The 13,160-nt window shown below is 51.7% G+C and carries 14 protein-coding genes; 7 read left to right on the top strand and 7 right to left on the bottom strand.

All coding sequences use genetic code 11. The annotated features are described in order from the left end of the window. Positions 1-98 precede the first annotated feature (98 nt). Positions 99-1,874, bottom strand: a complete 1,776-nt coding sequence (locus AC27N8_RS32580) for a hypothetical protein (RefSeq protein WP_487073392.1) — start codon at positions 1,872-1,874, stop codon at positions 99-101. Positions 1,875-2,220: 346 nt separating this feature from the next. On the opposite strand from AC27N8_RS32580, the gene AC27N8_RS32575 reads away from it, so the two are divergent. From AC27N8_RS32575 to AC27N8_RS32565, 3 genes are read left to right on the top strand one after another with little or no spacing between them, the layout of a single operon-like run. Next, positions 2,221-3,135, top strand: a complete 915-nt coding sequence (locus tag AC27N8_RS32575) for an SPFH domain-containing protein (RefSeq protein ID WP_487073390.1) — start codon at positions 2,221-2,223, stop codon at positions 3,133-3,135. Continuing rightward, positions 3,132-3,365: a type II toxin-antitoxin system antitoxin gene (locus tag AC27N8_RS32570; protein WP_487073388.1), complete on the top strand. Its 234-nt coding sequence runs from the start codon at positions 3,132-3,134 to the stop codon at positions 3,363-3,365. Before AC27N8_RS32575 ends, AC27N8_RS32570 begins: the two co-directional genes overlap by 4 nt. 19 nt (positions 3,366-3,384) lie before the next feature. Continuing rightward, a complete protein-coding gene (locus AC27N8_RS32565; RefSeq protein WP_487073386.1) occupies positions 3,385-4,167 on the top strand; it encodes a hypothetical protein in 783 nt (260 codons plus the stop codon). An 18-nt stretch (positions 4,168-4,185) separates the two neighbouring features. Here the strand turns inward: AC27N8_RS32565 and AC27N8_RS32560 are convergent, their stop codons facing one another. Further along, complete coding sequence (locus AC27N8_RS32560; RefSeq protein WP_487073384.1) at positions 4,186-4,593, bottom strand: VOC family protein; 408 nt, start codon at positions 4,591-4,593, stop codon at positions 4,186-4,188. A gap of 121 nt (positions 4,594-4,714) precedes the next feature. Here AC27N8_RS32560 and AC27N8_RS32555 point away from each other — a divergent pair, with 121 nt between their 5' ends. Then, positions 4,715-5,692 (top strand): helix-turn-helix transcriptional regulator, encoded by a 978-nt coding sequence (locus AC27N8_RS32555; RefSeq protein ID WP_487073382.1) that lies wholly within the window; start codon positions 4,715-4,717, stop codon positions 5,690-5,692. A 27-nt stretch (positions 5,693-5,719) separates the two neighbouring features. Here AC27N8_RS32555 and AC27N8_RS32550 read toward each other — a convergent pair whose 3' ends face one another. The 3 genes from AC27N8_RS32550 to AC27N8_RS32540 all read right to left on the bottom strand — a co-directional run bounded on the left by AC27N8_RS32550 (position 5,720) and on the right by AC27N8_RS32540 (position 9,078). Beyond that, positions 5,720-6,499: an SDR family NAD(P)-dependent oxidoreductase gene (locus tag AC27N8_RS32550; protein ID WP_487073380.1), complete on the bottom strand. Its 780-nt coding sequence runs from the start codon at positions 6,497-6,499 to the stop codon at positions 5,720-5,722. A gap of 149 nt (positions 6,500-6,648) precedes the next feature. Further along, positions 6,649-7,665, bottom strand: coding sequence for a carbohydrate-binding protein (locus AC27N8_RS32545; protein WP_487073378.1), 1,017 nt, complete (start codon positions 7,663-7,665; stop codon positions 6,649-6,651). Positions 7,666-7,827: 162 nt separating this feature from the next. Beyond that, positions 7,828-9,078 carry an MFS transporter gene (locus tag AC27N8_RS32540; RefSeq protein WP_487074794.1) on the bottom strand — a complete coding sequence of 417 codons (1,251 nt, stop codon included), beginning with the start codon at positions 9,076-9,078 and terminating at the stop codon, positions 7,828-7,830. A 573-nt stretch (positions 9,079-9,651) separates the two neighbouring features. On the opposite strand from AC27N8_RS32540, the gene AC27N8_RS32535 reads away from it, so the two are divergent. Both AC27N8_RS32535 and AC27N8_RS32530 read left to right on the top strand, forming a co-directional pair. Continuing rightward, positions 9,652-10,704, top strand: a complete 1,053-nt coding sequence (locus AC27N8_RS32535) for a hypothetical protein (protein ID WP_487073376.1) — start codon at positions 9,652-9,654, stop codon at positions 10,702-10,704. Between the two features lie 44 nt (positions 10,705-10,748). After that, positions 10,749-11,390, top strand: coding sequence for a hypothetical protein (locus AC27N8_RS32530; protein ID WP_487073374.1), 642 nt, complete (start codon positions 10,749-10,751; stop codon positions 11,388-11,390). 145 nt (positions 11,391-11,535) lie between these two features. Here the strand turns inward: AC27N8_RS32530 and AC27N8_RS32525 are convergent, their stop codons facing one another. Next, on the bottom strand, positions 11,536-11,679 hold the full coding sequence (locus tag AC27N8_RS32525; protein WP_487073372.1) for a hypothetical protein: 144 nt from the start codon (positions 11,677-11,679) through the stop codon (positions 11,536-11,538). 52 nt (positions 11,680-11,731) lie between these two features. On the opposite strand from AC27N8_RS32525, the gene AC27N8_RS32520 reads away from it, so the two are divergent. Then, positions 11,732-11,881: a hypothetical protein gene (locus AC27N8_RS32520; RefSeq protein ID WP_487073370.1), complete on the top strand. Its 150-nt coding sequence runs from the start codon at positions 11,732-11,734 to the stop codon at positions 11,879-11,881. A 7-nt stretch (positions 11,882-11,888) separates the two neighbouring features. Here the strand turns inward: AC27N8_RS32520 and AC27N8_RS32515 are convergent, their stop codons facing one another. After that, on the bottom strand, positions 11,889-13,142 hold the full coding sequence (locus tag AC27N8_RS32515) for an MFS transporter (RefSeq protein WP_487073368.1): 1,254 nt from the start codon (positions 13,140-13,142) through the stop codon (positions 11,889-11,891). Positions 13,143-13,160: the final 18 nt, after the last annotated feature.

The following is a 13,160-nucleotide window of genomic DNA, read 5'->3' as shown; positions in this document are numbered from 1 at the left end:
CTTTGCACAATCGCGCAACGATCCACCCCTCCTCGTAGGAAAGATGCGAAAAAATGTTGATCGATCGTGCAGATATGAGGCTCAAACGTAGCTTGAACCTACCCATGCAGATTGATCTGAAAATAGATTTCTTTGTCATAGTTACCGTAGACACCATCGATGATATCCGAGGTCGCATTGCCAGCTCGCGGAATAGTAAAGGTCGGCTCGTGACAAAAATCGTAATCGTTACAGCCAGGCAAGGCGGAGATATCAAGATGCACAGCCGTATCCAACTGAGTGCCATCGGTGTCACCAGCCACACCAGGATAGACGTTGAGTGATTTCCCATCACTACTCATGGTGATGACATAAAAATGGCCAGCAGCATCCTGAGTGATCCTGACCTTCAATGGCGAAGAGACGTTCATCAGAACATTCTTGATCACCTTGCCATTTACAAGGATAACGTGATGAGTGCCATCATAAAGGTCATTATAGATAATATGCGTGCGACCATAACTATCAACATAGCTATCAAGAATGTAGGTCACATCGGCATCGCTATTGCTCTGTGGCTCAACTTCGGCCACCTGAAGTTGTTGAAAGGTTGGCTGCGAGATATCCGCCAGATGAAAGTATTCGATAGCATTAAAGATATAGTCAAAATCTCCACTCGGCGCCGGAGGATATCCCAACTCCTGACGCAACACATCGCGCATAGCGGTTATCGTCAGTTCGTCGGTTGGACCAGGATGGGGCATCAAAAAGAAAAAGGCATAGGTATAGCGATAATCAAAGGTCGTCTTATGAAACGTCCACTGCCGCGTCCGCACAGAGTAATATGACCAGAGAAAACTCCCCGGCTTATCCGCTCCCGACTGAAAGATGATCATGTTGCCTGCAGGATCGATGGTGCTGCCACTATATCCCTGATCCACGAGCCACTGACCCGGCACACGTTCTGTCTGAAAGGTCTTCCCCTCATCGGTCGAGACAATATGCTCCAGAATCCCCTGGGCTCCCGGCCACACAAACAAATTAATCTGATCGTGTGGTCCCAACAGAATATTAATCTCCTCCTCACCAGCATTGCCGCTAGCCATTTCCTGCCAGACTCCCTGCTGATCCCGGCGCATCAAATGCCACTCACGATTGTTCGCACCCACCCCAGCGGAGATATAGACCGTGAAGATATCTCCATTGGATGTACGGATGAGTCTGTTCTTCTGCACACCCCAGCTATTCGGCACATAATTGCCATCTACGCCATAAGCATTACTCGTCACCCGCTCAAGCCGGGTCAACGTCGGCACTCCAACAATCGGCGACGGCGTGATCGTTGGTTCTGGTTCACTGGTTGGCGTCGGATCTGGCACATCTGTCACAATGATCGTCGGATTTATAGGAGTAGTTGACGTCGGTTGAATGGTTGGTCCTACGGTCGGCTCAGATGTTCGGGTTGGCCGCGGAGTTGCGGTCGACTTCGGCGCAAGCGACCTGGGTGTCGCCGTTCCCGCATTCGTCCCGGCGCTCTTGTTCGATGGAGGAGGGTTTGCGGCGATCGTCGGCGTCACTACAATGGTGGGGTAAATGTTATTGTTGTTGTTTGAGGGCAGGACACCAGATGGTGGCACAGAAAATGATGGTGTGGCTGTTCCAGAGGCAGGTGTGAGCGGATATCCAGGCGTGCCAGTCGGGAAGATCCCAGGCGTCACTGTAAGTTTCGGCGTCTTTTGCGGAAACATACCCGTCTCGACACGACGAGATGTCTCTCTACTGGCCTGCGTGCCCTGATACTGTAAGTAGAGCGCTACCAACGAGATACATAAGAGAATCAAGGCTGTCCCAAATGCGGCCAATCGTCGACGATCGCGCCAGAGGGAACGTAGCACGCTCCTTATCGAGCGGATCCGCACAGCCATTATAGAATGACGGAATACAGCCACAACTCGCAATAAAAAATCTTTTGCAGTACGCATCATCTTCCCTGATATTTTACAGCGCCGTCTACACATCTATAAGCGTATCTACTATATTATACACATAATATGATAAATTTCCACTGTTTCCCAGGCCAGAAATGCACTTCATTTTTTGCACCAAAAGGTCGAGTAGCGTCGCACGCAAGCGTGCGACGCTACGGTGTCCTCGCTTCGCTCGACACTCCTCTTGCATTTTCCCAGAAAATTCGATATCATATAGATATCAATTTGATATCACTTTTCTGGGAGGTCACTTATGAGTGAGCAGGAGCACCCCACCTCGATGATCGAGCCGGTCGGCCGTCAAGGGGCGAGGGTAGAGATCCAGCAGCGGCAGGCAGCCACAATTACCGGTTGGTTGGGAGTACTTGCCTTGTTCGCGCTGGCGGCAGCAGTTTATGCCGCCATTCAGGCGCAGGCGGAGGGTTGGGTGATCAGCCTGCCCATCATCGCCTTCGTCCTGGTCACGAGCTCGATTGTTATCGTTCCGCCTGGCCAGAGCCGGGTCGTGCAATTTTTCGGAACCTATGTGGGCACGGTCCGCCGGCCAGGATTCTGGTGTGTCTATCCGTTGACGGCCCGCCGCGTCGTGAGCATCCGGGTGCGCAACTTCGAGACCAATCGTCTCAAGGTCAACGATGCCGACGGTAATCCGGTCGAGATCGCCGCCATTGTGGTCTGGCAGGTCGCCGATACGGCCAGGGCCGTCTACGGGGTAGACGACTACCCCGACTTCGTGTCGATCCAGTCAGAAGCGGGACTTCGTCATGTCGCCATGGGTCATCCTTATGAGGATACCCAGGGAGGAGGAACCTCACTGCGCGGCTCAACCGACGCCGTCGCTGACCAACTTGCCAGAGAGGTCGCCGAGCGCGTAGCTATAGCGGGCATCGAGATAGTGGAAGTTCGAATCAGCCACCTCGCTTATGCCCCCGAAATCGCCCAGGCGATGCTGCGTCGCCAGCAAGCTAACGCCGTGGTTGCCGCACGGTCACTGATCGTCGAGGGTGCGGTGGGCATGGTGGAGATGGCCCTCAGCCGGCTGACCCAGACAGGAGTTGTGGAACTCGACGAGGAGCGCACCGCCAGCATGGTTAGTAACTTGATGGTAGTGCTTTGCGGAGACCAACCAGCCTCGCCAGTTATCAATGCGGGAACCCTTTATCCATGAGTAGAGAACGCAAACCTATCCTGCTTCGCCTCGATCCAGCCGTGCATGACGCGCTGAGCGGATGGGCTGCGGACGAGTTCCGCAGCCTCAACGCACAGATCGAGCTGCTGCTACGACAAGCTCTTATCGATGCAGGCAGGATGCCTAAGAATGCTGCTCCCTTGCCGCGCCGAGGTCGGCCACTGGCCGCCGATAGCGAGCAAGGGGAGGAGGAAGATACGGCGCAATAAACCACAGAAGGAGATTGCAATGACACATGATGTGAACTGGAGCTCCTATGCGGGGAGTAACTCCTTTATACTGGCGGGGATGTTACTCCTCGCCACGATCATTTTAATATATGGTGGTATGCGTTTTCGACAAGGGCAGCCTGGGAGCCGACCAGGGAGATTTCTCGCCACGCTGCTCATAAGCAGTTTGGTCTTAGCTGTTCTGACCTTTCTGACAGCTATCTCGCTTTACGCAATGGCTGACGTACAACAGGGGATACATTTTACGTCCACCAATCCTATTACCCCTGTCACTCTGATGACGGCCATCATGACCTTTTGTGTCATCCTGTACCTGACGCGCACAAGTGGAGCCAGAGCTGCCATTGGCAGCGCCATCGTTGGCACCATCGCCGCGCCGCTGATCTTTGAGCTGCCCTTCGATCTCATCGTAATGTGGCGGACATTTCCGCCATCGCCGCCAATCCTATACACGCTCCTGTTCTTTTTCCCGCTTTATCTCATAGAAATCCTCAGCTTCGCCTTGCTTACCCTTTCCCCGGCCATGAAGCTCTCGAAGACCACCTTCTTCCTGTTAGCCGGGATGTTCTTTGTCTTCACCATCTGGGCACTGACTGGCTTTGCCTATCCCTCCACGCCTTTTCCAATAGCAATGAACATACTCTCCAAAATCGTGGCCTTTGCGGTAGCCATCTCGCTCTTTTTGCGCGACCGGGAGAAGCCTGTTCTGCCAGCTCGTCCTCGCGAGGATATGACCTCGCGAGGAGAGAAGTTGAGTGAGGCTGCCCCCAGCTCGTCTTAACACTTCTTGGCTGGAGATTCAGGCTGTCGGGACGGCGTCATCGCTCAAGGAGGTGTAAATTTCGATGATGTAACCATCAGGATCGGCAAGATGGGCCGTGCGAGCCCTCCAGACGGGCCGATCCTGCGGGACGGCGATGGAGGGGACTCCAAGGGCCACGAGCTCGGCATAGCTGGCATCAACGTCGTCGACGCTGAAGGTGATAATCAGCGAGCGAGCCACCGAGGCTGGCGCCGGATCGGCTTCCGCCAGGGCGTCGGCCGATTTTTGACGATCAAAGAGTTCCAATCCAGAACCGCCAGTCTCAAAGTAAGCATAGCCTATCTCATCGTCGCTAAATGTCAGCTTGAGCTTCATGACGTCGCGCCAGAAGCGAAGCGAGGCAGAAAAATCTCCAACAAGTAGGCGGAAAGAAAAAAGTTTCATGTTGATCTCCTTGATAGTTCTCATCTGATTGCTTTATCACTGGTATCTCTTGCAGTATAACGGATGTATAGGTTAAGATATGTCCTACATTGAGCGAGTCTTTTGGCTGCAGGAGATTTTGATGTATCATCCAACGACACGGCTGCTAACGATCCTGGAATTACTACAAACGCATGCTCATCTGAGCGGCGATGAGCTGGCACGCCGCCTGGAGGTCGAGCCTCGCACGGTGCGTCGTTACGTGATGATGCTTCAGGAGTTAGGCATGCCAATCGAGGGGATGAAGGGTCCCGGTGGCGGATATCGCCTGCGACAGGGCTTCAAATTACCACCTTTGCTGTTTACGGAGGAGGAGGCGACAACAATTGTACTGAGCTTGTTAGGTGCTCCCTGGTTGGGGATCGATCTCTCCGGGATGGCCGTTGAGGGTGCACTGGCCAAAGTCTATCGTATCCTCCCCTTACAAGGGCGCGAACGCTTGCAATCACTCTCTGAACACACGCTGATCTCACCTCTGCCGGATCGAGTCAAACCAGATGTGTCGCTCCTGGTCAAGATTCATGAAGCAACGCAGGAGCAACATCGGGTCGAGATCACCTACACTTCATATCATAATCAAGCAACGCTGCGACAAATTGAACCCTATGGCGTCACTGGTTGGCGCGGACACTGGTACGTAGTCGGCTATTGCTGCCTGCGCCGGGGACTACGCACCTTTCGACTCGATCGCATCAGTCGCGTACAAGACCTCTCCGCAACGTTCACACGTCCCGCCGACTTCGATTGTCTGGATTATGTGATCAAGCATCTAACCAGCATCCCCGCTACCTGGTCGATCGAAGTCGAATTTCAAACTGAACTCTATACAGTACAACAACGAATTCCTTCGACCACCGGCACCCTGACAAAAACGGATACAGGTGCACTATTCCAAACACATCATAACGACCTCATCGCCATGGCACGTTACCTGATAGGTCTCAATATTCCCTTTATCATTCATCAGCCTGAAGAGCTACGTACAGCAATGATGCAACTGGCACAACAAATTGTCCAGATAGCGACGGCTACCGACGACGCCGGGAAAGGCCAACAGTAGCGTCATATACACGCCTATGAGCTACAGCTACGCGCGAATCATGCGTTCAAGCATGCGTGTGGAGAATCCAAGCGGCAACAGGCGGGCTACGATCGAGAGGATGACATTCCCGCTACCCGGAACGACGTGACTCTTTCCATGCTCCAACGCTCTTAATCCTCTGGCGATAATCACCTGGGGCGAAACTTTCTGGCCGGTCTCCATTTTTTTAGAGCCGACGACATGGAAAAATTGGGTCTCGACTGGCCCGGGACAGATTGCTACCACGCGGATACCACGCTGGCGGTATTCTGCCCAGAGTGCGGCACTGAACGAAAGCACAAATGCCTTGCTCGCGGCATAAACAACCATATATGGAGATGGTTGAAAGGCGGCAATGGAGGAGATATTGATGATAGCTCCTTCGCCACGAGCAACCATGGCAGGCAGAAATGCATGGGAGAGGTCGACAACCGCTGTGACGTTGACCATAACCTCATCATGATCGCGCTGGATATCAAGCGTGTCAAAATGACCATAGGTACCAAAACCGGCATTATTTACCAGTAGATCAACCACCAGTTCGCGCTCGTGCACGACGTTCCGGATCTCTGCAATGGCTGCTGACTGACTTAAATCGGCAACAATCACTTCGGTACGCACAGAATGCAACTGCGCAAGCTCCTGAGCAATCTGATTGAGCGCCTCCTCAGAGCGTGCAACCAGTATGAGATTCATGCCCCGAGACGCCAATGCAGACGCCATAACTTTCCCGATACCTGACGAGGCACCTGTTACTAATGCTGTCTTTCCTTGATAGGTGTACATATGTATATCTTCCCCCTGATACTATCCAAACGCCTAAATATTCAAGAGATAACAAATGGAACGTCCACACGGAGGTATGGACGTTCCATGATAACTCTCGACACAAACGCCAGCAAGAGTGCAAAGAAGGATCATCCCGATCAACATGATCAGTGTGTTATCCCTAGCTCACAGCCCTGGCTGCTCGGATGATTGGCAACGGCTTCGTCGGCCACCGTTTGATCAAAGCCCACAACTTTAAGCACCATCGATTTGACACCAAGCTGGATGGCTTCCGTGATCTGGCCCGGCATGGCAACATCGATATCGTTGACACAGATATGAGTCCCAGTATCCTCGGCAGTACATGTATAGACAGCATGATTGAGATCGCCGGGATCATAGAGCTCGATCTTCGTTCCCAATGGAAACTGGACAGACCAGACTGCGCACGCACCCAGATGAGCCTGCTGACCATCTGCCATAAAACCTTCATCGGTATAAAAGGTCACCGAAACCGTTATCGGCCCATCAGTCGAGGTGCTCACGGATGTCGACGTCGAGGTTGGAGTCGCAGTTGGCGTCGGCGTCGGCGTCGGCGTATCATTCGTAGCTACATTCACTGGTGGCGTATCACTATCTGGCGTCGGCGTTGGCGTTGGAGTATCCTCCGCGGTAGCAGTGTCAGTTGGGGATGCAGCAGTGGTCAGCGTATCGCCCGCTTGCAGAGTCCAGAGCGCTGCCGTATCCGCCGGGTCCCAGGTGGACTCGGAGGTGTGCGCCTGGAGGCATTTATAGCTGCTTCCTTTATAGGTCACCACATCTCCTACTTTATAGGAGATGAAGTTTCCACTCCAGGCTGGAGTAGAGCCTCCCTGTGAAGACGTGCTCGAGTCCGAGGTATCATCTTGCAGTCCCCAGAGCACCACCGTATCCGCCGGGTCCCAGGCAGCGTTAGAGGTGTGCGCCTGGAGACATATATAGTCCTTCCCCTCATAGGAGACCACATCTCCTGTCTGATACGAGACCGAGTCGCCACTCCAGGCTGGCGCCGCTGCTGCGCGCAGGGGAGAGAATGGACTCAGGAAGAGCGCAAGAATCAAACTGAGACAGACTAAGAAAAAGCCGATATGAGCCATACGCCAATGGGATAGGCGTTTACTCTGGCTATTTTGAATTGCCTTCATAGCTCAGATGACACACATTCGCTAGCATGCTTGCATCCCAGGGAACGCGTGTACTACCTCCTTGTTTGCCGTGATATAGGTAATACATAATGACAATATAAGAAATTATACACGTCTATCAATGTAGCCCTCCCAAATAAGTGAGAAGATAGGCCTGTTGGGCTACATGGTCATACTTACTTCCAACTGACTCAAAAACTTAATGCGAAAAAGCAGACTTACTCCCATAGAGAATTGTAAAGCAAATAGCATTACAACAGTGATGATCGGTCCCAGATATTGGAGAGAAATCCCAATCAGTGCCAGGCCAATCGGCTGACCTCCAAAGGAGATCATGCGAAAGATAGCATTGATACGACCGCGTAAATGATCAGGGGTCAATGTCGTGCGCACACTCATCTGGAGAACCATATAGATAGGCACGATGATAAAACCGACAACGTTAACAATGCCTAACATCAGTGAATTAGTGGCAAAAGTATACAAAAGCCAGGTGGATGCCCAGATCAGGACAGATCCTATGATCAGACGCGTCAAGCCTAAGCGTCGATATAACGGGCCTGCAATAAGCGATCCGATGATACTGCCGAGTCCTCCTCCAGCAAGAATCAGTCCCAGCGCAGTTGTATCCGCATGCAGTCTTTGAGCCATGACATCGATAATGAGTAGGTAGCCTGAACCGGGCGCAATCAATCCCAGTGTGAGCAGCGCCAGGAAGCGCATCAGCTTATGACGCCAGAGCCAGTAGATCCCCTCTCTCATCTCGATCAATAAAGCTCCACGTGCCACCGTGCTCTCAGGCTGCGTCTTCGTATGGACAAAAAAAAGGGAGAGCACTGAAATTATGGTAGAAAAGGCATCGACGAGAAAAGGAAAAGCTCCCCTCACTCCAAACAAGAACGGGCCAAGAGCCGGGCCAATTGTGTTAGCAAGCGAAACGATTATCTCATTAGCACTCAGCGCCCGAGGAATCTGCGTGCGCTCAACGGCATTCGGCAACAGCGATGTATTCGCCAGGCTAAAGAAGATACCCAATGATTCATTAGTAAAGGCGATAAGAGCTACATGGATCAAGGTAAGTCGATTAAAAAATAAGGCGACCACAAGGCTCGTCAGCCCCAGCGCGTTGAGCGTGTCACAAACGATCATGACTTTTTTGCGATTCCAGCGATCCACCAGAGCCCCCGCCGGAAGGCAGAAAAACAGTAACGAGAGCGAACCAAGCCCGGAGATCAGACCGGCAATGGCAGGCGAATTTGTCAAAGCCAGCAGGAGTAAAGGCAAGGTCACCTGCGTAATTTGAGTTCCGGTCAACGAAATGCCTTGTCCACCAACCAGGATCAAAAAGTTCTTGTTACGCCTGAGCGCGACAGGCTCCTGATAGGTATCTAGAGAAACAGTGTTTGATTGTATTATTAGCCCCTCTCCTTATTTCTCTCCGTATAGATTGTGGACAAACATCATGTGCCAACCGGCGATACATGATGGCAAAAAATATGCACATCCAGATAGATGTACTCAAAGTATGAGCCAGTATAGGCCTGTCAGGCTAGTAGCATTCAGGGTCAATATCACACGTTTTTTAAGCACAGCCGGATAAATACATCACATCCCCCGGCAGAGAAAAAAGTCATCAATAGAAAAATTTGTCTCCCGTTATTCATTTGTAAGTTTCACGATCTTTAGTATAGTCATGAAGAATTATGTGGCTCACAAATTGCATAAAAATTCACTTACAGGCTATTTAGTACTATTTCATTTGACATGGTTGCAAATACTTGGTAGCTTAGTACTGTATCCTACTTTTAGTGTGTATACTGGCGCATTTACTGCCTACATATTTTTGCATCAGAGGCCTTACTTACTATCGCTTCATTATTCAATATATAATGCGCTACGTGTTCAGAAACCTTGACGCCATTACCTTGGAAGGGGCATGAAAGATCAAGTAGCATAAGCACGATTAAAACAAAGAGGTGTTTCTCGATGAACCCAGATGAGACAGATGGCAACTCTCTAGCAAATGATATGGGAAGACAGCAAAAAGCTTTTTTGAATCAGCTTTTCCAGGCAACCGCAACGATGCACCATATCGATGAGTTGTTTCAGTGGTTGGCTTATACGCTCGCACGACGCTTCAATATCCAACTCATCCAATGCTGGACGAATCAACTTAATCAATCGGGGCGGCTCTCCGCACACTTGAGGACGATTGTACGTCTGGATACGACAATACCGGAGCAATTAGTGATCAATGAGCTCATGACATCTTTAGCTCAGCGCGTCATGAGTGAAAGGCGATCGTATCAGCCGCAGGCAGTAGAAACCATATTTCCATCGTATCAAGCATTATTACTCAAACGCTACGGGCTCTATTATTGCGGCGCTTGCTTTATCAGTAGAAATGCTCTCATTGCTGCTCCAGAAAATATGCTTTTCAATCAAGGACAAGCTGTCCCTCTGGCGATGACAACATTGCTCTTTATGCAACAGCATCCCCAGCCTGACGTCGCCATCACCATCAGTTCGCTGCTGGATCAAGCTACCGCGATTGCAGAACGTCGTGGCTTACTCCAATCGCCCAGAGTAAATCCCTACAATCCAGCGGCAGGAGCGCAATTCACACCCGCACCGGCTGTATCGAATCAATTTACGCCTGCCCCACCGCCCATCAACGCACAATTTACGCCCACGCCGCGATCAGCCGACCCATTCACGCCATTTCCTCCGCAGCCGGAGATCGTACCAACGCTGCCAACATTGGAGCAACTCATCCCGCATCGCAAACAAAATGCTGATCTCCTCCTTTCAGATAATCCGTTCGCCAACAAAAAGGATGTCATCTCTGATAAGAAAGCTCGCCGTCTGTTCGCAGCCATCAATGGTCAAAGCACCATCGCTCAGCTCAGTAACGATACAGGCATGAGTACGAAAGAGGTCTATCTCGCCCTGCAATTTCTCATCACGCAACAGCGCATTGAACTCTATCAACCAAATGGACAAATAGTCACTATTCCTCCCTGGCACAACGACATTTAATACAAACAGATCTCGTCTATCTCTTTCATCAAGGAGTTTTCAGCATGTCAGCAGATTTCATAAGCACTATTCTCATCCCCGATCTTCTCGATATCTTACTATTTTTCGTGACACTCTTTATTTCGATTCGTGCATTTTCCGTCAACAGCCAGGTCAGCAATCCACGGCTGCTCATCCTGGGATTGTCGATGGGTATCTTCGCCCTCTCAGCGCTGGCTGACTTCATCTCGAGTAACGTCACAGCCATCACACTCAGTACCAACTGGTTCCTCTATATTGGTCAGGCCGTCAGCCTCCTCTTTATCTTATTGAGCTTGAGCAGCAACAAAGATAGCTACTTCCAGGGGCTCATACGCTGGCAGATCGTCGCCTCTGTGCTACTGGTGGCATTGTTATTCCTATCACCTGCCCTGCCACCAGTCTCAAACATCTTACTCAAAACGATCCTGCGAGGAACACGCTGCATCCTCTGCTTCGGCATCTTCTACTTCTACATCTCCGCCTTCCTGCGCAAACAGACACGCTTTAGCTTGCTGATGGGCATTGGATTTCTACTGCTCGGCTTCGGCTATCTCATCATAGCGCAAGAATACTACACATCGAATACACAAATTTTCGATAATATTGGAGATATTGTACGCGCCTCAGGTCTGATCACATTACTTGTCGCCGTCCTGGCAGGATAATTAGTAGCGTCGCACGCTCGCGTGCGATGTCCCACTCGACGTACGATCAGGCAGGACTGCGTTGCTCACCTGAATCCAACTGTCTCGTACGAAAAACTGGGACATCGCACGCGAGCGTGCGACGCTACTATTCTGTCAAATGTCATTACGCCTCGGCCGCAGAGGAGACCTGTCTCCAAAACAGATCCGTGAAGCAGTGGGGTGACAGGCCAGCCGACGTAGCGGCGCGGCAATTCGCTTGATCGCGACGTACCGCCGTGCTGTCACTGGACGCACGAGAATGTCCCACCTGTATCTAAAAGCAACGCAAACGAGACGATCCGCAGTGGAAAGATCACGCAATGGAACTTCATAAGGAGCGTGGTCGTACGAGTCACAGACAGCACGGCGGTACGTCGCGATCAAGCGAATTGCCGCGCCGCTACGTCGGTGGGCGTCTCACCCCATTGGGATGCGCGTCTCCCATGCGACATCGGTGCGATGACCTTTGACAAAGTACTACTTTTGGTTTTCTTGCTCCAGTTGACGCAGGAACTTGATACGAAAAAGCAGGCTGATCCCCAGCAGAAGTTGCGGGATAAACAGGATCACGACTGCCACAGCCGGTTCCAGATATTGGAGCAGGATACCTGTCAGCGCCAGACCAAGCGGCAGGCTACTGAACGCAATCAAGCGAAAGACAGCATTGATGCGACCACGCAAATGGTCAGGGATTAATGTCATCCGCACGCTCGTCTGGAGGACCATATAGACAGGGACGATAATAAAACTTATCATGTTGACGAGGCCAAGGATAAAGGGGCTCCAGGCAAAGGCATACAAAAGCCAGGTCAATCCCCAGATCCAGACCGATCCAATGATCAAACGCGCCAGGCCCAGCAGCCGATACAGTGGGCCTGCGATAAGAGATCCAATAATGCTGCCTATCCCCCCTCCGGCCAGGATCAGTCCCAGAGCAGTCGTATCGGCATGCAGCTTTTGGGCCATCAGGTCGATAATCAGCAGATAGCCGGAACAGGGCGCGATCATCCCAAAGGTGAGCAGCGCCAGAAAGCGGATCAATTTGTGATGCCAGAGCCAGACAATCCCCTCCCAGATCTCGGTCAAGAGGGCGTCGCCCGCAACTGCACGCTCGGGCTGAGTTTTCGTGCGCACGAACAGCAGCGAGAGCACCGAGGTCGCTGTGGAGAGAGCATCGACCAGAAAGGGAAACGCCTGACCGACTCCAAAGAGCAGCGGCCCTAAAGCCGGGCCGACGGTATTGGCAAGCGAATATGCAGACTCATTAGCACCCAGTGCGTGAGGTATCTGCTCACGCTCAACAACGTTCGGCAGTAGCGACGAATTCGCCAGGCTGAAGAAGATACCTAACGATTCATTACTAAAGGCGATAAGAGCCACGTGGATCAAGGTAAGTCGATCAAAGAGCAAGGCCAGCACAAGACTTGTTAATCCAAGCGTGCTGAGCGTGTCACAGATGATCATGACTTTCTTGCGATCCCAGCGATCCACCAGCGCGCCGGCTGGCAGACAGAACAACAGCAGAGCAAGCGATCCGATCGCCGAGATCAATCCTGCGACGGCGGGCGAATGCGTCAAAGCCAGCAAGAGCAATGGCAACGTTACCTGCGTGATTTGAGTCCCGGTCAGCGAGACACCTTGTCCACTAATCAAAATCAAAAAGTTCCGGTTACGCCAGAGCGCAGCAGGTTTTGACGATGCCTGTAAAGAGGCGGTATCCGATTGTTTCATTGAAGTGCACATCCTTTT

The sequence above is a fragment of the Dictyobacter sp. Z7_2 genome, from assembly GCF_057551105.1.
Note: the sequence above shows the minus strand (reverse complement) of the source record. Positions and strands in the feature narration are given on the sequence as shown.